The sequence below is a fragment of the Olivibacter sp. SA151 genome, assembly GCF_054130995.1.
This window is the reverse complement of record NZ_CP096391.1, coordinates 4616906-4636592: the sequence shown is the minus strand read 5'-3', so window position 1 is coordinate 4636592 and position 19687 is coordinate 4616906. Positions and strand designations below refer to the sequence as shown.

General features: G+C 41.0%; 15 protein-coding genes. 12 read left to right on the top strand and 3 right to left on the bottom strand.

Annotation, left to right across the window (positions count from 1 at the left end; genetic code table 11):
- The first annotated feature begins 27 nt into the window (after window positions 1–27).
- The 3 genes from rpoC (at window position 28) to M1D52_RS19045 (ending at window position 5661) form a co-directional block, all read left to right on the top strand.
- Window positions 28–4308 carry a DNA-directed RNA polymerase subunit beta' gene (rpoC, locus tag M1D52_RS19055; protein ID WP_013665682.1) on the top strand — a complete coding sequence of 1427 codons (4281 nt, stop codon included), beginning with the start codon at window positions 28–30 and terminating at the stop codon, window positions 4306–4308.
- A 125-nt stretch (window positions 4309–4433) separates the two neighbouring features.
- Window positions 4434–4739, top strand: a complete 306-nt coding sequence (locus M1D52_RS19050; protein ID WP_013665683.1) for a DUF3467 domain-containing protein — start codon at window positions 4434–4436, stop codon at window positions 4737–4739.
- 112 nt (window positions 4740–4851) lie between these two features.
- On the top strand, window positions 4852–5661 hold the full coding sequence (locus tag M1D52_RS19045; RefSeq protein WP_013665684.1) for an SDR family NAD(P)-dependent oxidoreductase: 810 nt from the start codon (window positions 4852–4854) through the stop codon (window positions 5659–5661).
- Window positions 5662–5732: 71 nt separating this feature from the next.
- Here M1D52_RS19045 and lysS read toward each other — a convergent pair whose 3' ends face one another.
- The gene (gene lysS / locus M1D52_RS19040; protein ID WP_437393271.1) at window positions 5733–7451 is read right to left on the bottom strand and encodes a lysine--tRNA ligase; all 1719 of its coding nucleotides are present in this window, start codon (window positions 7449–7451) and stop codon (window positions 5733–5735) included.
- 409 nt (window positions 7452–7860) lie between these two features.
- Here lysS and M1D52_RS19035 point away from each other — a divergent pair, with 409 nt between their 5' ends.
- The 3 genes from M1D52_RS19035 to M1D52_RS19025 are packed head-to-tail and all read left to right on the top strand — an operon-like array spanning window position 7861 to window position 10175.
- Entirely contained in the window at window positions 7861–8463 is a 603-nt protein-coding gene (locus M1D52_RS19035) for an RNA polymerase sigma factor (RefSeq protein WP_437364102.1), read from the top strand.
- A 15-nt stretch (window positions 8464–8478) separates the two neighbouring features.
- Window positions 8479–9810, top strand: a complete 1332-nt coding sequence (locus M1D52_RS19030) for a hypothetical protein (RefSeq protein ID WP_437393272.1) — start codon at window positions 8479–8481, stop codon at window positions 9808–9810.
- 32 nt (window positions 9811–9842) lie between these two features.
- A complete protein-coding gene (locus M1D52_RS19025; protein WP_013665688.1) occupies window positions 9843–10175 on the top strand; it encodes a hypothetical protein in 333 nt (110 codons plus the stop codon).
- Between the two features lie 49 nt (window positions 10176–10224).
- Here the strand turns inward: M1D52_RS19025 and M1D52_RS19020 are convergent, their stop codons facing one another.
- Entirely contained in the window at window positions 10225–11529 is a 1305-nt protein-coding gene (locus M1D52_RS19020; RefSeq protein WP_013665689.1) for an OmpA family protein, read from the bottom strand.
- Window positions 11530–11719: 190 nt separating this feature from the next.
- Window positions 11720–12199, bottom strand: coding sequence for a DUF4293 domain-containing protein (locus M1D52_RS19015; RefSeq protein WP_013665690.1), 480 nt, complete (start codon window positions 12197–12199; stop codon window positions 11720–11722).
- 132 nt (window positions 12200–12331) lie between these two features.
- Here M1D52_RS19015 and truA point away from each other — a divergent pair, with 132 nt between their 5' ends.
- The 6 genes from truA (at window position 12332) to M1D52_RS18985 (ending at window position 19663) form a co-directional block, all read left to right on the top strand.
- Window positions 12332–13099, top strand: a complete 768-nt coding sequence (gene truA, locus M1D52_RS19010; RefSeq protein ID WP_013665691.1) for a tRNA pseudouridine(38-40) synthase TruA — start codon at window positions 12332–12334, stop codon at window positions 13097–13099.
- Between the two features lie 88 nt (window positions 13100–13187).
- Complete coding sequence (locus M1D52_RS19005) at window positions 13188–15008, top strand: ABC transporter ATP-binding protein (protein ID WP_377612335.1); 1821 nt, start codon at window positions 13188–13190, stop codon at window positions 15006–15008.
- A gap of 261 nt (window positions 15009–15269) precedes the next feature.
- Entirely contained in the window at window positions 15270–16151 is an 882-nt protein-coding gene (gene sucD, locus M1D52_RS19000) for a succinate--CoA ligase subunit alpha (protein ID WP_013665693.1), read from the top strand.
- A gap of 232 nt (window positions 16152–16383) precedes the next feature.
- The gene (locus tag M1D52_RS18995) at window positions 16384–16791 is read left to right on the top strand and encodes a methionine-R-sulfoxide reductase (RefSeq protein WP_198140337.1); all 408 of its coding nucleotides are present in this window, start codon (window positions 16384–16386) and stop codon (window positions 16789–16791) included.
- Window positions 16792–17024: 233 nt separating this feature from the next.
- On the top strand, window positions 17025–19283 hold the full coding sequence (locus M1D52_RS18990) for a GH92 family glycosyl hydrolase (RefSeq protein WP_437393273.1): 2259 nt from the start codon (window positions 17025–17027) through the stop codon (window positions 19281–19283).
- Window positions 19283–19663 carry a septal ring lytic transglycosylase RlpA family protein gene (locus tag M1D52_RS18985; RefSeq protein WP_130856903.1) on the top strand — a complete coding sequence of 127 codons (381 nt, stop codon included), beginning with the start codon at window positions 19283–19285 and terminating at the stop codon, window positions 19661–19663. Before M1D52_RS18990 ends, M1D52_RS18985 begins: the two co-directional genes overlap by 1 nt.
- Window positions 19664–19687 lie beyond the last annotated feature (24 nt).

Below are 19687 nucleotides of genomic sequence, written 5' to 3'. Positions count from 1 at the left end.
ACGTATAACTCATAACTAAAAAGAGCTATGTCTTACAAGAAAGATAATAAAATAAAAAGCAACTTCACCTCGATTACGATCAGCTTGTCGTCTCCAGAAGCTATTTTGGAGCGTTCCAGCGGTGAAGTATTAAAACCGGAAACCATTAACTACCGTACTTATAAGCCGGAGCGTGATGGTCTGTTTTGTGAGCGTATCTTCGGTCCTGTAAAGGATTACGAATGCCATTGCGGTAAGTATAAGCGTATTCGTTATAAAGGTATCGTCTGCGATCGATGTGGCGTAGAAGTTACTGAAAAGAAGGTGCGTAGAGAGCGCATGGGACATATTAATTTGGTTGTTCCGGTAGCTCATATCTGGTATTTTCGTTCACTTCCAAATAAGATTGGATATTTACTAGGTTTGCCAACTAAGAAGTTGGATATGATTATCTACTATGAGCGATATGTCGTAATCCAGCCTGGTATAAAGGAAGAAGATGGCATCCAGTACATGGATTTCTTAACGGAGGAAGAGTATCTGGATATATTGGATACTTTACCAAAGGAGAATCAATATCTTGACGATAAGGATCCTCAGAAGTTTGTGGCGAAGATGGGGGCTGAAGCGTTGGAAGAATTATTGCAACGAATTGATTTAGATCAATTGTCATATGATTTACGTCACCAAGCCGCTAATGAGACTTCGCAACAACGTAAAAATGAAGCATTAAAACGCCTTCAAGTAGTTGAAGCTTTCCGCGGGTCACGCGAGCGTATTGAAAATCGTCCGGAGTGGATGATTGTTAAAATCGTTCCGGTTATTCCTCCCGAGTTACGTCCTTTAGTTCCTTTGGAAGGTGGGCGCTTTGCTACGTCAGATTTGAACGACTTATATCGCCGTGTTATTATTAGAAATAACCGTTTAAAACGTTTGATCGAAATCAAAGCACCTGAAGTAATTTTACGTAACGAAAAGCGTATGCTTCAGGAAGCTGTGGATTCATTATTCGATAACTCCCGTAAAGTGAATGCCGTGAAGACGGAAGGTAACCGTGCACTAAAATCACTTTCCGATATCCTAAAAGGTAAACAAGGGCGTTTCCGTCAGAACTTATTAGGTAAGCGTGTTGACTATTCGGCACGTTCCGTTATTGTGGTTGGACCAAACCTGAAACTGCATGAGTGCGGATTACCTAAAGATATGGCTGCTGAATTATACAAACCGTTTATTATCCGTAAAATGATTGAACGCGGGGTTGTAAAAACAGTGAAATCAGCCAAAAAAATCGTTGACCGTAAAGATCCGATTGTTTGGGATATTTTGGAAAACGTATTGAAAGGACACCCTGTTCTTCTTAACCGTGCACCTACGTTGCACCGTTTAGGTATCCAGGCTTTTCAGCCGAAATTAGTGGAAGGAAAGGCGATTCAGCTTCACCCCTTAGTGTGTACAGCGTTCAACGCCGACTTTGACGGTGACCAGATGGCGGTGCATTTGCCTTTAGGAAATGCAGCTATTTTGGAGGCTCAAATACTAATGTTAGCCGCTCATAACATTTTGAATCCGGCGAATGGTACACCGATTACCGTACCTTCTCAGGACATGGTTTTGGGACTTTATTACATTACAAAGGGACGTAGAACAGATGATTCGCGTGTGGTAAAAGGCCAGGATATGACCTTCTACTCGCCGGAAGAAGTTATCATTGCTTATAACGAGAAGAAAATTGATTTACACGCCTTTATTAAGGTTAAAACTAATGTAAAGGATAAAGATGGTAATATCGTTAAGCAATTAATTGATACAACCGTTGGTAGGGTTTTATTCAATCAAGTAGTTCCGGAAGAGGTAGGTTATATCAATGAGCTACTTACGAAGAAGTCTTTACGTGATATCATCGGCGATGTGGTGAAAACCACTGGTATGGCCAGAGCAGCGAAGTTCTTGGATGATATTAAAGAACTTGGTTTCCAAATGGCGTTCCGTGGAGGTTTATCATTTAACTTACAAGATCTTAATATTCCGGATGCGAAAGCTGGTTTAATTGAGCAAGCAACACGTGAAGTAGAAGAAGTGATGAATAACTATAATATGGGATTCATTACCAATAACGAACGTTATAACCAAATTATCGATATCTGGACGCGTATTAACAACCGTTTGACTGCCAATGTGATGGATATTTTATCCAATGATAACCAAGGCTTTAATTCGGTTTATATGATGCTGGATTCAGGTGCCCGTGGTTCTAAGGAGCAGATTCGTCAGCTCTGTGGAATGCGGGGATTGATGGCGAAACCACAAAAATCCGGTTCGTCAGGAGGTGAAATTATCGAAAACCCAATTTTATCCAACTTTAAGGAAGGTTTATCGGTACTCGAGTACTTTATCTCAACGCACGGTGCTCGTAAAGGTCTTGCGGATACGGCATTAAAGACAGCTGACGCCGGGTACTTAACTCGTCGTTTGCACGATGTTGCGCAAGATATGATCGTTACCGAGGAGGATTGTGGTACGTTGAGAGGTATTTTCACTACTGCTCTGAAAGATAACGAAGACATCGTTGAACCTTTATATGACCGTATACTGGGACGTACTTCGCTGCACGATGTGTATGATCCGGTAAGCAATGAACTATTGGTTAGTGCTGATCAAGATATTACGGAAGAGATTGCAGAGAAGATAGAGCGTTCTTCAGTAGAAGGTATAGAAATTCGTTCGGTATTAACTTGCGAAAGCAAGCGCGGTGTTTGTGCCTTGTGTTATGGACGTAACCTTGCGTCGGGTAAACGTGTTCAAATGGGAGAAGCGGTTGGTGTTATCGCCGCTCAGTCTATCGGTGAGCCGGGTACACAGCTTACACTTCGTACGTTCCACGTGGGTGGTACGGCTTCTAACATTGCTGCTGAGTCGCAAATCGTTGCTAAATTTGACGGTATCGTTGAATTCGAGAATATGCGTTCGGTAGAGCGCGAAACGGAAGAAGGTAAATTGCACATCGTATTGGGCCGCTCAGGTGAATTCCGCATTCTTGATCCGGAATCTAAGAAGGTACTGATGACCAATAACATTCCTTACGGTTCATTCCTATACATTGCCGACGGTGATAAGGTAACGAAGGGCGATAGAATCTGTTCTTGGGATCCATACAACGCGGTTATTATTTCTGAATTTGCAGGTAAGGTTGAATTTGATGCGATCATAGAAGGTGTTACCTATCGTGAAGAGTCTGATGAACAAACCGGACACCGCGAGAAAGTAATCATCGATACGCGTGATAAAACGAAGAACCCGGCGATCAAAATTTTGGATAATGCAGGTGATGTCATCCGTACCTACAACTTACCGGTTGGTGCCCACATTGCTGTGGATAATGCCGGTAAAGCAAAAGTGGGGGAAATTATCGCGAAAATTCCTCGTTCAGCTGGGAAGACCCGCGATATTACGGGGGGTCTACCGCGTGTAACTGAATTGTTTGAAGCAAGAAACCCTTCTAATCCAGCTGTCGTAACAGAAATCGACGGGGTAGTAACGTTAGGGGGGGTTAAACGTGGTAACCGTGAAATTCAAATAGAATCACGTGATGGCCAAGTGAAGAAATACTTAGTGCCACTTTCTAAACACATTTTAGTACAAGATAATGACTTCGTGAAGGCAGGTATGCCGCTTTCTGACGGCTCTATTTCGCCGTCCGATATTTTAGCGATAAAGGGGCCAGCTGCCGTACAGGAATATTTAGTAAACGGTATTCAGGAAGTTTACCGTCTGCAAGGTGTGAAAATTAATGATAAACACTTTGAGACAATTGTACATCAAATGATGCAGAAGGTCATGATCGAAGACCCAGGCGATACCCGCTTCTTGGAAAAGGATGCTGTTAACAAATGGGATTTTATCGAGGAGAACGACAGTATGTACGATAAGAAAGTGGTAACTGATCCAGGTGATTCAAATGTACTGAAAGCTGGTCAGATCGTGTCTCTACGTAAACTGCGAGAAGAGAATTCTAGTTTGAAACGTCGAGATCTAAAACTGGTACAGGTGCGTGATGCAATTGCTGCTACTTCCAGTCCAATGCTTCAAGGTATTACACGTGCATCATTGGGAACCAAATCGTTTATATCGGCAGCGTCTTTCCAGGAAACTACCAAAGTGTTAAACGAAGCGGCTATTAGTGGTAAACGCGATGATTTACTAGGATTGAAAGAGAATGTTATTGTCGGACACTTAATCCCTTCGGGTACCGGTTTACGTAATTATGACCGTATCATCGTTGGATCAAAAGAGGAATATGATCAGTTGTTGGCTTCTAAAGAAGAAGTTTAATAGTTGTTTATTCACTTTATATTATAAAACCCCGAAGGCTAGTGTTCTTCGGGGTTTTTTGTTTCCTATTTATTATCTTTACCGCTAGATATCATTTAGACATACATGCTTACCATTAAATCAATATGGAAGAACAGGATAATCAATTGAACATAGAACTTACCGAAGATATCGCCGAAGGCATATATTCAAATCTAGCAATCATAACGCACTCCCATACAGAATTTGTTGTCGACTTCATTCGCGTAATGCCAGGAATTCCAAAAGCGAAAGTAAAGTCGAGAATCGTCTTAACACCTGAGCATGCGAAACGATTAATGAAGGCTTTTCAAGATAATATCGCGAAGTATGAAGCCATGAATGGCAAAATTGATACGCATGAGGAACCCCCATTTCCAATGAACTTCGGAGGTCCAACAGCGCAAGCTTAAGCTTGGTTATGAGTTGTTCGTGATGCTTATTGGTTTTAGCCTTGTGATATTTTTATGAAACGCATGGCGGAATCTGACCAACAGCCAATAATGAATAACGAATTGCAAATACATGAAAAATCTAAATTTTAAGGATAAGTGGATATTGGTTACCGGCGCCTCATCGGGATTGGGAGAGGAGATGGCGAGGCAGTTAGCTGTTCAACATGGCGCGAATTTAATTTTGCTAGCTCGTCGTAAAGAGCGGTTGGAACAATTGAAGATTACCATAGAAAGTGAAACGGAATCAAGTGTTGATATTGTTGTTGCAGATTTATCCCAACCCGAGCAGATTGAAGAAATTCTGGAAACAATTATAAGCCGACGAGACTTGTATGCAGCTATCTTAAATGCGGGCGTTACCTATTTGGGGAAGCACTTGGCGCTGCCAAAGGAACAATTTAACCAAATGATCCAAATCAATATCATTAGCGTTACCTATATGACAACCCAATTGGTCGCGTACTTTGAGAAAAAAAAATCTGTCGGTGGTATCATGATCGTCTCCAGTATGGCAGCAATTTTCCCAACGCCCTTCCAGGCAGCTTATGCAGGTACTAAGGGGTTTCTACTTAACTTCGCTTCGGCTCTTTCACAGGAGCTAGATAATAAAGAATTGTCGCTTACGATATTTTTACCGGGAGGTATTGCTACGGAAATGACGGCAGGCGACGGCTTTAATGAACTTCGCGGTTATCTGATGCCGGTACAACAGGTTGCAAAAGAAGGATTGCTGGCTTTCAAAAAAAGAAAATCGACTTATATTCCCGGATTTCTCAATCGTTTAAGTAGCAAATTGTCTTTTTTACTCCGGAAGGAGTTTATTATTAAGCAGACGGGTAAGACCTATAAGAAATCGTTGGATAGACATTCGGAGTTGTGAGTTGTCCGTTGTGGGTTATGAGCTTTTTAATTTACAAAACTCACAACTCGTAACCAACAACTCACAACTTTTTATTTAAACCATTCCATCACCTCGTCCTTCGTAGGCATGGCAGATTCAATTTTCATTTTTTTCCGTAATCCGCCTAAATCATTAAAGACTTTGTTTGGATTGGCTGCTTTTAACGACTCAATGGTGATAAGTCCCATTTTCTGCAATGCAGGAACCCAAACAGCTGGAATTCCTTGAGCCTCGTAATCAGTCACAGAAGCGGTTTTGATAACTTTTTCAGGTCGCATCTGTGGGAAAAACAACACATCTTGTATACTTGCCTGATTGGTCATCAGCATTGCTAATCGATCAATACCAATACCGATTCCTGAGGTAGGAGGCATGCCATATTCCAACGCTCTTAGAAAGTCGTAATCAATAAACATCGCCTCATCATCACCCCGCTCCATTAACTTCAACTGATCCTCAAAACGCTTAAGCTGGTCTATTGGATCATTAAGTTCGGAATAAGCATTCGCTAATTCCTTTCCATTTACCATGAGTTCAAAACGTTCAACAAGTCCTTCCTTGCTGCGATGTTTCTTCGTTAAAGGACTCATCTCTACCGGATAATCAATAATAAATGTGGGTTGAATATAATGATGCTCACATTTTTCACCAAATATCTCGTCAATAAGCTTTCCCTTACCCATGCTTTCATCTACCGGGATATGAAGCTGCTTGCATACATCCCGTAATCCCACCTCATCTAAGCCTGAAACGTCAAAGCCCGTATGCTCTTTTATTGCATCATATATGCTGATCCGTTTATAGGGAGCTGCAAAGTTAATTTCCTTATCGCCAACCGTTATGGTGGTCTTTCCGTTTGTAGCTAGCGCCACCTTCTCGAAGAGCTGCTCTGTGATGTCCATCATCCATAGGTAATCTTTGTATGCCACATAGAATTCGAGTACCGTAAATTCAGGATTATGGGTTCGGTCCATTCCTTCATTGCGAAAGTTTCTGCTGAATTCATACACCCAATCGTAGCCGCCAACGACTAAGCGCTTTAAATACAGCTCATTGGCTATCCGTAAATATAACGGGATGTCAAGTGCGTTATGATGCGTAATAAACGGTCTTGCAGCAGCACCGCCCGGTATACTTTGTAATACCGGTGTGTCTACTTCAATGGCCCCCTGTTCATCCAAAAATTGCCTTATGGCAGATTTGATTTTAGTTACTTTGGTGAACGTTTCCCGAACGTGCGGATTTACTACTAAATCAACGTAACGTTGTCTATAGCGAAATTCAGGATCGGTTACGGCATCGAACACTTTTCCGTCTGCTTCCTTAACTATCGGCAGAGGTTTCAGCGATTTTGCTAGCAATGTCAATTCAGTTGCATGGATGGATATTGTTCCGGTCTGCGTTGTAAAAACGTGTCCCTTTACACCAACAAAATCTCCAATATCCAATAATTTTTTAAAGACGGTGTTATATAATGTTTTATCCTCGGTGGGGCAAAGCTCATCTCTTGTCAGATAAACCTGAATACGACCTGTCGAATCTTGAAGTTCAAAGAAAGAAGCACTTCCCATCACTCGCCTACTCATCATACGACCTGCAATACTAATATTTTTATAATTCAGCTTGTCGCGATCATAATTTTCATGGATGTCCCGTGCGTTAGCATTAATGTCAAATGCCTCTGCAGGATAAGGTTCTATTCCTAATTGGATCAATTGATCTAAAGCCTGTCGGCGCAATACTTCCTGTTCTGATAAAATGCTGCTCATTTAGTTAAAATATGTACTCACTTGAAGGAGAAAGAACATGGGCTTCTGTATACTGATTTACGAAATAACCTCGGTTCTGATTTTTCGCAAACTTAGATAAAATTGGCCTGATATGCAAAGGAGTAAGGCGTAAAAAGCAGTGTATTTTAGCGGTTTTTAGTTATTTATCAATACTTTCGCTGTAGCGTTTTGTTGTTTTTATCGTTATACCGATGTATGGTTAAAAAGAACTACGAGACGGAATTGACAGCAGCTACGAGCTAATTTGAAAATAAAAAGATGTATCAGGGAAATCCTTCTTGTACCAAAAATAAGAACATCTTTTTTAGCAGGTTTGCGTATTTTTGAATAAGCTTTGTTTATTTGCTAATTAAATAGATGGGGCTTTCCAATTAGTAGTATTGCTGTAGTGAATTACCGTTTAGGATTTTTAAGTAAAAAGAAGACATTAACACTAGACAGTGCCTTGGATGCTTGTGTCCAAACGGATGCGGAACGGGCTAAAGAATTTATCTACAAAAAGTACTATGGATACGTGTTAGCAGTAGTGGCAAGGTATATAAAAAGCGAATACGATGCGGAAGAGCTGGTAAATGAAACATTTATTAAAGCGTTTAAAAATCTGCCTCGATTCAACAGAGTAGGTGAAGGAAATGTTCTTGAAAAATCATTTAGAGGTTGGCTAGCAAGAATAGCAGCAAATTTATCCATTGACTTATTACGATCTCAAAAGAATATGGTGGCGATGGAGGATGTAGGTGAGCAAGAAGTTAAACCGGTTTTGGTTAATGCTTCCGACAAGCTCTTTGCAGAAGATATCCTAAAGCTTTTAGAGAGACTACCCGAAATTCAACGGATCATTTTCAACTTATACGAAATCGAAGGATATGCACATGAAGAGATTGGAAAAATGTTAAATATACCTGACAGTACATCCAGAACATACTTAACCCGAGCAAAACAGCGGTTACGGAAGCTTTATATTGAGGAGTTCGCCATAGGAAAACAATAAAGTATAGAATTTACTATGAAAGAAAAAGATAATAAGGAACTGATCGATCGTATGGCTGAAGTCTTGCGAGAGCATTCAGCGCCTTATAGAGAAGGGGCATGGGAACGATTTGCAAGCACGCAAAAGCAAGGAAGAAAGGTTGTACCAATTTGGTACCTTGGGGGCGTAGCAGCTGCCGTTTTATTAGGGGTGGCGCTTTTTATGAATAGAAATAATGTTGACAGGCAAATTCCACCTGCAATAACTTATACACAAAATAACGGATCTGGGGAATCTAGAGGAGATTCTTTGCTGAAACAAGCCTCTCCGGTGATTACTGGGGAGACAAGTGCTGAGCATAATAACAAACGTAATGGGAGCGTACTGGCCCAGTCATCTAACAGAGGTTCTGAAGGAAAAAGCGCATCTACTTTCGCAGAAGTATTTAATAAGGAACAACCAACCAAAATTGATAATCGCATAGCGCAATTTGATCAAAAGAAAAACGAAGCTTTATCGTCTAATGGCTCTAGTATCGAAAGAGAGGAGCCGAATTCGGAGCAAGTGCAACAAAAAGGCAAAATTATCGGAGATACATCTAAAGAAAAAGAAGAAGCTTTAATTAGCATGTTGAGGGAGAACAGCTCGTCGTCGAGTTCTTCTGAACGTGCATTGATGAACAATGCCGACTATTCCGGAAATAAGCGTTGGAATGTAGGCGTTGTGTTTGCGCCCTCGCTAACAGAAGAACGTTTCAATATGGGAGGGGGGGTAACCGTAGCGTATAACATATCCAAAAAAGTATCTATTGGTTCTGGTGTTTCTTTGGTTGATTTAGGATTCCATCAGTCGTCACCCAACGCATCGAACGGAACCATGAATTCGCCCGTTTCAGCTTCACTAAGCGACGCATCTCCGACACTAAATGCAAAATCGCTTGAAACCAAAGAGCTAACGTCGATAAATACTAATTTGTTAGCTTTGGACATCCCAATTGATATTAAATATCAGGTGAGTAAACAATTTTATGCCAGTGCGGGTATTTCCTTTTTTGCGGTATTAAATGAAGATCGGACCAATAACTTTTTGACTCGGACACCAACAAATAGGACAATTCAAAACACGGAAGGCTATGCTTTCAGCCAGCCGGAATTCCAAGTGAATAACGTCAGTGAAAAAGCGGAAGAGACACCATTTCAAGGGAATGGCTATTCCGGGTTTCTCAACTTTTCAGTGGGAAGAAAAATGCCTATTTCGAGAAAAGTGGGTATCGCCGTTGAACCGTTTTTCAAGATTCCAATCGGTAGCTTATCCAATCAAAATATGAATCTTCGTTATGGCGGCATTCGTGTAATTACCAGTTTTTAGTAACTTAGGTGAGTTGATCGCGCATAAGGCTTATGAAGGTTTACTATATTATCCCGGCAAGCAGTAAAGTGCAAGCAATGGCTTTATGGCCTTTTGTCATTGCGAATACATCGCTGCGAAATCGAGGGGTTTCTATGCAGTTGTTAAGACATGAAAAAATTCATCTGAGGCAACAATTGGAATTGTTGATTTTACCCTTTTACATTTGGTATATTGGTGAGTGGCTGGTAAGATGGTGGATTTGTAAGGATCCGAATCGTGCTTATCGAACTATTTGTTTTGAGCGCGAAGCATATATTAACGATGAGCAAAAAAATTATCTGAAGGTTAGGAAGGCTTGGAGTTTCTTAAAATATCTAAAATAAAAAGGACATCTATTGATGTCCTTTTTATTTTAGATAACGATACTGTTCATTAATAGAGTGTGAACTCTACTCGACGATTAGCTTGTCGTCCTTCTGCCGTCGCATTCGTCGCAATTGGTTGAGTTGGTCCATAACCGGTTGCTTCAATACGTGATGGATTAGCTCCTTTACTTACTAAGTAAGCTTTAACAGCTTCCGCACGTTCTTTTGACAAACGCATATTCAATTTCATTGAACCTGTGTTATCGGTATGTCCTGCCAATTTAAGACTGAAATTCTTCTCTACTAATAACCTGGCCACCTTATCTAAGCTTGGATAAGATGTAGGACGAATCGTTGCTTTACTTAGATCAAACTCTAAGTTTTTAATAGCTTCATCTACTACCCGACGATCTTCTTCTGTTACGGTGATTTGTTGTACTACTTTTTTAGCTTCAGGAAGCGGGCAGCCCGATCCATCTACTTTTGCATCAGCTGCGGTGCCTGGGCACTTATCAAATTTATTCGCAACACCATCACCGTCATCATCTGCTAAATCAGTTGTTAATTGAGCTTTTAACGCTTCATTTTCCTCTTTTTGTGCTTTCAAAGCTGCCGCTAATTCGTCATAACTTGCCTGGTATTCTTTACGCATATCGACTACAGGATTACGATTGCCTAGGAATGGTTTTGTAGCATCTCCCAAAGCGAATTCAAGACCGGCATGTACGTAAGAGAACATATCTACTTTGTTGGTGCTTAAACCATCAAGCGTACCGGTATTTGCCAGATTGACTTGGTAACCTAAATCTATATTGATCCCATTAGCTACACCGAATTTAAAACCTAAGCCTGCAGGAATAAACGCTTTGGTGGTTGAGCCAAGCTCTTGTTCTACACCGCCCATTGTTATTGTTGGATTGTAATTGAGTGCTCCCAATCCTACTGTCAAATAAGGTTTAATTACACCCTGTTGATGTCTCCAACTAATATTCGCCAATGTAATGTCGGCACTTAAAGCGGCCGACCACGGAAGCTTAGTGGAAAATTTATCATTACTTCCTTCGGCGCTACCACTTAATTTTCCTCCTAAATATTCAGCTCTCAGTCCGAATGCAGGTGTAATTTGCTTTTTTACATAAAAATTATAACCCAATTGACTTTCCGATGAACCGAAGTCCTTTCTTAATCCGATAATGTTCCATTGATTAATCACCCCGGCTCCGACACCGATTGACCAGGTTCTAAATTCGCTCTCAGGAGCAAATGGCTTCACATCATTTACCTGGGTGGTTTGAGCAAATGCAGGCGCAGAAGCTAAAAGTGCTAAAGCGACTAAAGAGTTTGTTTTTTTTAGTCTAAAGTTCTTGATCATAAAATTTAATTTCGTTTCTAAATTGTTTTCTGAAATTTGATGCTGTATTACCAAAAATTAGACCATTTTCTGCTTGGTTGATGTAACGGATTGATTATTAGATGCTTTTATTTGGAATGAGGAGCGGGAAATGTGCTAAAAAAAGGACGATTTCTCGCTCTTTTTCACACATTTCCTCAAAAAAATACAGTTATCGTAAACGATCTGCCGACTTGATAAGCTTGGTATCGTGATTAATGCCTTTAAGCGCTAAGAGTAGAAAAATAATATAGGGAGGGATAAGTAACGCACCGATACCGATATTATTTAGCTCGAGACTTTTGTTAACTGCTTCAACAGCACTATTAGCAGACAGAAACAGCCAAAAAGCAAAGAGAATGACCAATAAAAGAGTAACTAAGATCAGACTTACCTGTTTTTTTCTGTTTTTATATTTTAAAATGGTGATCAGCGGTAATACCGCCAATAAAATTGTTGCGATTGCCTGAAGGATAAAAGTGAAAGACGTGCTCAACTGATTACGGCCCCCGGTGTTATTTAAAACCCCTGTTACTTTTAATGCCATGGCAATCCCGCTGTTGTCAGAAAATTGTGCATATGGGAATAAAAATAAGACTAGGATAGTCACCGAAGCCAACAATAGCCAAACAGTTTGTATACGTTGTATCATGTAAAAAATATATATTGCTACAAAGATAATATATTCGTATCAACGCGCAAGGTATAAGTACACCTTGGATATGGAGAAAGTCTTTCTTATGGATGTCAAAAATCTACCTACTTTTATCTAAGTTTGCAGGTAGTGAAATCAGCAACGAAAAGATATTTTGTAGAACTTGCTTTCCATGGGGGAGCTTACCATGGCTGGCAAATACAGGAAAATGCAATTAGCGTGCAGGAGGTACTTAATAAAGCTTTGGGTACCCTATTACGGGTGCCAGTTAATACGGTTGGCTGCGGAAGAACGGATACCGGTGTACACGCAAAGCAGCTCTTTGCACACTTTGACGATGCGGTTGGTGCGATTGAAGGCAATGAAGAACGCATTGTGACAGGTTTGAACGCGCTATTACCGACAGATATTGCGGTAAAGCAACTTTTTGTTGTTGCTCCTAATGCGCACGCTCGTTTTGATGCGATCAAACGATCTTACGAGTATCATATACACTTCGGTAAGAATCCATTCCTGCATGGCTTTTCTTGGCAATTAAGGGATCGACCGGATGTGGAAGCGATGAACGAGGCCGCGCGACACATGATGAAATATAAGGATTTCAGCTGTTTCAGTAAATCACATACACAAGTTTTTACCAATAACTGTCAGCTTACGAAGGCAGAATGGCAATGGCTTGATGGAGGGCGTCTGGTTTTTTATATATCGGCTGATCGGTTTTTGAGGAATATGGTAAGGGCAATAGTTGGTACTTTAATGGAAATTGGAAACGGAAAACGCGATTTAAATTATATTCACGAAGTCATCAATAGCAAGAACAGAAGCATGGCAGGTGTTTCGGTGCCTGCTTGTGGATTATATCTTACCGAGGTTTTGTATCCCTGGGACGAAAAATAAAGTAAAAAGTTCCTTTAAAACGGACGGTGTATCAATAATTAAAAAGCTGTAGGCTGATATCTGAGGGCCGAACGCAGCGAATGTAAAAATGAGTGAAGCAAAGATAACAGGTAGAACATATGACACCCAACTGTTACGCAGACTGGGAAAATATTTAAGACCCTATCGAACCTATTTTGTTTGGTCGGTTATACTCACCCTTATTGTAGCAGGTATCTCTCCTCTTTTACCGATGTTGGTAGAATATACCCTTGATCAGTTTATTTTAAAGAACAACTATCAGGGACTGAATATCATGACCTTAATCATGTTCGGTTTGCTGATTTTTCAAACCGCTATCAGATATTATCACACCTTGCTGACCAATTCGTTGGGACAGTCTGTTATTCGCGATCTCCGAATTGAGACCTTTAATCATATCACGGATCTTCGGCTGAAGTATTTCGATAAGACTCCAATTGGTAGACTGATAACCCGTACAATATCGGACTTGGAAACCATTGCCGATATATTTTCTGAGGGATTAATACAAATCATTGGTGATATTTTGCAGTTGATTGTGATCATAGGTGTCATGTTCTATACTGATTGGGAGTTGACACTCATTGTATTAATACCGATGCCGTTGATGGTTATTGCTACTCATTTCTTTCAAGAAGCCATGAAGTCTGCCTTTCAGGATGTGAGGCATTGGGTATCCAATTTGAATACCTTCTTGCAAGAGCATATTTCAGGTGTGAGCATTATCCAATTCTTTGCTCGTGAGAAACAAGAAATGGATAAGTTTAAAGCGATTAACGCGGAACATCGAAATGCCCATATTCGTTCTAATTGGTATTTTTCCATTTTTTTTCCGGTTATCGAGATTATCATGGCCATCGCCTTGGGATTACTTGTTTGGTATGGTTCTAAATCTATTTTGGCAGGGCGTATCTCACCCGGTGTTGTGGTTGCCTTTATTATGTATATCAATATGATTTTTCGGCCTATCCGAGAATTAGTTGATAAATTTAACACACTCCAGATGGGAATGGTAGGGGCAGAGCGTATCTTTACTGTTTTAGATACGGATGAAAAGACTCCAAACGATGGAATTTTAAAACCGGAAAAAATAAAGGGAGATATCACTTTCGATCATGTTTGGTTTACCTATGACGATTATATTGAAACGAACAAGAAATTAAACTTACCGGATCCGATCGTTGACGATCACAGCGTAAAATGGGTGCTCAAGGATGTGAGCTTTACCGTAAAGGCCGGTGAAACGCTGGCCTTAGTCGGCGCAACCGGTGCAGGTAAGTCTTCCACCATCAATATTCTTAGTAGGTTTTATGAGATCAGTAAAGGATCGATCCGATTAGACGGTGTCGATATCCGGTCGTATGACATTAACTATCTGCGTAAAACAATTGCAACCGTCCTGCAGGACGTTTTTCTTTTTTCCGATACGGTAGCTAATAATATAAGTCTTTACGATCCAAGCATTACTCGGGAGGCCATGATAGAAGCAGCAAAGAGGGTAGGAGCACATGAATTTATTGAGCGTCTACCTGGCGGTTATGATTATCAGGTTAGGGAACGAGGATCCACTCTGTCGGCAGGTCAAGCCCAGTTAATATCCTTTATAAGAGCTTTGGTCCACGATCCCAAGATCCTCGTGCTTGACGAAGCGACTTCCTCCGTAGATACTGAAACAGAGTTGCTGATTCAGGCCGCTATTGACAAGCTGATGAAAAATCGAACCTCCATTGTCATTGCTCATCGTTTGTCTACTATTCAGAAAGCCGACAAAATCATTGTGCTCGACCATGGTGAGATAAAGGAGATAGGCAATCACCAGGAACTCCTTCATCTAAATGGCTATTATAAGCGCTTATATGATTTGCAGTTCCACTCTGCGGGCATTTAATGTGGCTGTTGGTAATTCGTTGCCGGTTATTCGTTGTTCGCCGGGATACCCTGCGGCTGGTTGCAGTCTACATAAATCTAGGGCCCTTGCAATCGAAACAAGTATCTTTAAAGATCGCAGCTTATAGCCTATAGCCTACAGCCTAAAGCTTATGGCTTAAAACTTATAACTTAAAACGTACAATTGGCTGAAAGCTATTTTAAATCTCTTTCCCTTATTTTAAAATGAATTTAGTAAGTTTGCCATACAAAAATTCGACCAATGAGTGTACTTGTAAATAAAGATTCAAAAGTTATAGTTCAGGGCTTTACCGGCACTGAAGGTTCGTTCCATGCGTCACAAATGATCGAGTATGGTACCAATGTAGTAGGTGGTGTAACTCCTGGAAAAGGAGGGCAGACTCATTTAGACCGCCCTGTGTTTAATACGGTTCAAGACGCGGTAGATACTACGGGTGCTAACGTATCCATTATTTTCGTCCCCCCCGCGTTTGCTGCGGATGCAATCATGGAAGCTGCGAGTGCAGGAGTGGAAGTTATCGTTTGTATTACAGAAGGTATTCCTACAAAAGATATGATCCAGGTGAAGGAATATCTAAAAGATAAAAAATCTCGTTTAATCGGACCGAATTGTCCAGGTATTATTACTGCTGATGAAGCGAAAATCGGCATCATGCCTGGTTTTATCTTCAAAAAAGGTAATGTCGGAGTTGTTTCCAAATCGGGTACTTTAACATATGAAGCAGTAGACCAAACGGTAAAAGCCGGATTAGGAATTACAACAGCTATTGGTATTGGTGGAGACCCTATTATCGGCACCACTACAAAGGAGGCAGTAGAGTTATTGATGAACGATCCCGAGACAGAGGGTATTATTATGATTGGCGAAATCGGCGGCGGAATGGAAGCTGAAGCAGCCCGTTGGATCAAAGAGCATGGCACTAAACCAGTGGTTGGTTTCATTGCCGGACAGACTGCACCTCCGGGACGCAGAATGGGACATGCCGGAGCGATCGTCGGTGGAGCTGACGACACCGCAGCAGCGAAAATGAAGATCATGCGTGAATGCGGAATCCGTGTAGTAGAATCTCCTGCCGAAATCGGTGTTGCTATCGCTGAAGAATTAGCGAAAGTACAAGCCTAAGCTTCATTAAAAAGATCATGGATATGGAAGCTGCAGGTTAAATGTTAAATTACGATCAGCTGACAACATAAATATAAAGCCCGAAAAAAAATCGGGCTTTTTTCGTATATTGTATTAATAGCTGAACAATATGAGGAACATTAGTGTTTTATTGCTGTGTTTAGGTTTGTTTTTTCAAGCCTGTGCACAAAACGCGTCGCGCGAAAATAAATCAACTCAAAAAAAAGTACAAATGGAATCAAAAGAGCAAATAGATACGACTATTAAGTCGGCCGGTAATTATAATAAATTAAGTGCAGAAGAAGCTTGGGTCATAGAACAAAAAGGTACAGAAAGACCTTTTACAGGTGCTTTACTAGACAATAAGGCTAAAGGCGTGTATGTTTGCCGCAAATGCAATGCACCCCTTTATCGCTCTGAAGATAAATTTGAATCGCATTGTGGGTGGCCGAGTTTTGATGATGAGATAAAAGGTGCCGTTAAACGGATTCCTGATCCGGATGGCATGCGAACGGAGATTGTGTGTGCTAATTGTGGCGGGCATCTTGGGCATGTGTTTTTAGGAGAAGGATTTACAACAAAAAATACCAGACATTGTGTCAACTCCATCTCTATGAAGTTTGTTCCGTTAGAAAAGTAACGGAAAGTATATCGTAAGCTCCAGACGATTGAGCAGTCCAACAAATAATTGTATGGGATAGTTATGATCTCGGAAAACACTACATTTAACTGGTCGAACATATAGTATTGTGCATTGCCTTGTTATTGGCCACTTGTAAGGCCATAAGCCATTAAATCGTTTTAGTACTGCTCTTTTGAAATATATTCTTTATTTTAGCCATCTTAACATCAGGCTAACATAAATACTTTAAAATGAATAAGAATATTTCTCGGTTCGTATGTAGTGCATTATTGAGTTTACCTTTGCTTGTAAGTGCACAAGAGAGAAAATTAGTTGATTATGTCGATCCTTTTATTGGCACAGGGGGACATGGCCACACTTTTCCCGGAGCAACTGTTCCATTTGGCATGGTACAATTGAGTCCGGACAACGGCCAGGCAGGTTGGGATTGGTGTAGCGGCTATCACTATAGCGAGAATCACATTGCGGGTTTTAGTCACACACATTTAAGTGGAACAGGTATTGGCGATTGGTTAGATATATCAGTAATGCCTTTACTATACCCCTTAAAAGATGAAACTGCAGACATCAGGGCGACCTTCAACCATCGTAACGAAAAAGCTTCGCCCGGGTATTACGAAGTTGAACTTGATAATAAGATAAAGGCAGCATTGACAGCTACAGAGAGGGTAGGATATCATCGTTATCAGTTCCCGAATCAGAGTATTCCTGTTTTGCGACTGGATTTGGGATTTCACCTCAATTGGGATTCACCCACTGAAACCTATGTGAAGGTTTTGGATGATTCCACATTGGTTGGTTACCGTTATTCTACCGGCTGGGCTAAGGTACAACGTGTATATTTTGCGCTAAGAACTTCTCAACCATTTAAGGAGGCTATCTTAGCGGGTCACGGCGTGCAGTCGGCACAAATTAAAGCGGCCAAAACCGAAGAAAAAGGAAAAGGAATCAGTGCTCAATTAGTATTTGATGAGCAGCAAAAGAATATTGAAATCAAGGTAGCCCTGTCTATGACGGACGAGAACAAGGCACTCCAGGCTCTCGGCGAGATAGGCGATTGGAACTTTGCGCGCGTAAAAAATGAAGCTGCCGATAAATGGGAACACGAGCTACAAAAAGTGCAGGTTTCTTCTTCTGATGAAAAGTTAAAGCGTGTATTTTATACTGCACTTTATCATACCTGTATAGCTCCCTCTTTATTTTCGGATGCTGACGGAGCCTATAAAAATGCAAGTGGCAACGTACTAAAAATGACAAATAACAATCAAAGGTATACCGTTTATTCGTTGTGGGACACATTCAGAGCACTTAATCCGCTATTTACTATTACCCAACCTGAGAAGTATACGGCCCTGCTTAATAGTATGCTTGCTTTCTATGATGAAAACGGCTTATTACCGGTTTGGGATTTAAGTACCTGGGAAACGAATACCATGACGGGATATCATGCTATACCCGTCATTGCGGATGCCATATTAAAAGATTGGCCCGGCATTGATAAAGAAAAAGCATACAAAGCGATGCTAGCCTCTGCCTTTCAAACGGGCCGGGGTGTACCTGAATATATTAAGTATGGATATATGCCACAGGATAAAATGGGACACAGTGCAAGCGTAACGTTAGAATACGGTTATGATGATTGGTGTATTGCCCAGGTGGCGAAGAAACTTGGAAAGGAAGAAGACTACCGGAAGTTCAGCAAGCGGGCCCAAGCTTATCAGCATATTTTTGATAAAAATACAGGCTTTATGCGAGCCAAAAACAGCAATGGTAAATTTGTGGTTCCTTTTGATCCTTACTTGTCAGAGCACGATGAAGTGAAAGCGCAGTATGTAGAAGGAAATGCTTGGCAACACTCGTTCTTTGTTCCGCACGATGTGCGCGGCTTGGCTAATTTATATGGCAGCCATAGTAAATTAAGTCAAAAATTAGATTCGCTGTTTTCGGTTAAATCGGAATTAACGGGAGGAAATACATCACCGGATGTGAGTGGTATGATTGGTCAGTATGCCCATGGTAATGAACCCAGTCATCATATAGCATACATGTATAGCTTCTTGGGAGAGCCTTGGAAGACGCAAGAACGGGTGCGGCAGATTGTCGACTCGATGTATCACGATCAACCGGACGGTTACGCAGGAAATGAAGACTGCGGGCAAATGAGTGCTTGGGCTGTATGGAGCATTGCCGGTATTTATCCAGCCAACCCTGCTAGCAGTGAATATGTAATAGGCAGCCCAGTTGCCGATGAGGTGATTTTTAGGCCGGGAGGAGGCAAAGAATTGCGTTTTAAAGCTATTAACAACAGTAAGAGAAATATATATGTGCAGGAAGTAAGATTTAATGGTAAAAAATACGATAAGACTTATTTTACACATGCTGATATAATAAATGGCGGGGAAATTGAGTTTATAATGGGAGAGAAGCCGAACAAGAAGTGGGGAAAGAAGAAGGATAGTTGGCCACAATCGGCAATAGATAGCGAATAATGAGATATTTTTGTGATATAGTTAAGCAGGCACTGATTTTCAGTGCCTGTTTATTTTTACTGGCGTCATGTACTCCACGCTTGCACGAACGAGGAGGCGCTTCTTACTACGCTGACAAATTTAAGGGGAGACGCACGGCCAGTGGTGAGAAATTCAGACAATATAAGTTGACCGCAGCCCATAAGACGCTGCCTTTTGGTACAAAAGTTAAAGTAAAAAACCTAGACAACGGGCGAACTGTAAAAGTACGGATTAACGATAGAGGACCGTTCGTTTCGGGAAGGATTATCGATTTATCGAAAAAAGCAGCTCGTCGATTGGGAATCATTCAGTCGGGAACGGCGAAGGTCGAGATAAGTTATAAGAAAAAACGAAAATGAATTAGCTAATTAGTTAATTGGCTA

Excerpts from the sequence above, each read along its gene's own strand:
- M1D52_RS19030 (WP_437393272.1), top strand. The coding sequence starts at position 8,479 with ATGAAAGAAAAAGATAATAAGGAACTGATCGATCGTATGGCTGAAGTC.
- sucD (WP_013665693.1), top strand. The coding sequence starts at position 15,270 with ATGAGTGTACTTGTAAATAAAGATTCAAAAGTTATAGTTCAGGGCTTT.
- M1D52_RS18990 (WP_437393273.1), top strand. The coding sequence starts at position 17,025 with ATGAATAAGAATATTTCTCGGTTCGTATGTAGTGCATTATTGAGTTTA.
- M1D52_RS19025 (WP_013665688.1), top strand. The coding sequence starts at position 9,843 with ATGAAGGTTTACTATATTATCCCGGCAAGCAGTAAAGTGCAAGCAATG.
- lysS (WP_437393271.1), bottom strand. The coding sequence starts at position 7,451 with ATGAGCAGCATTTTATCAGAACAGGAAGTATTGCGCCGACAGGCTTTA.
- M1D52_RS18985 (WP_130856903.1), top strand. The coding sequence starts at position 19,283 with ATGAGATATTTTTGTGATATAGTTAAGCAGGCACTGATTTTCAGTGCC.
- M1D52_RS19020 (WP_013665689.1), bottom strand. The coding sequence starts at position 11,529 with ATGATCAAGAACTTTAGACTAAAAAAAACAAACTCTTTAGTCGCTTTA.
- M1D52_RS19015 (WP_013665690.1), bottom strand. The coding sequence starts at position 12,199 with ATGATACAACGTATACAAACTGTTTGGCTATTGTTGGCTTCGGTGACT.
- M1D52_RS19005 (WP_377612335.1), top strand. The coding sequence starts at position 13,188 with ATGAGTGAAGCAAAGATAACAGGTAGAACATATGACACCCAACTGTTA.
- M1D52_RS19050 (WP_013665683.1), top strand. The coding sequence starts at position 4,434 with ATGGAAGAACAGGATAATCAATTGAACATAGAACTTACCGAAGATATC.
- rpoC (WP_013665682.1), top strand. The coding sequence starts at position 28 with ATGTCTTACAAGAAAGATAATAAAATAAAAAGCAACTTCACCTCGATT.
- M1D52_RS18995 (WP_198140337.1), top strand. The coding sequence starts at position 16,384 with ATGGAATCAAAAGAGCAAATAGATACGACTATTAAGTCGGCCGGTAAT.
- M1D52_RS19045 (WP_013665684.1), top strand. The coding sequence starts at position 4,852 with ATGAAAAATCTAAATTTTAAGGATAAGTGGATATTGGTTACCGGCGCC.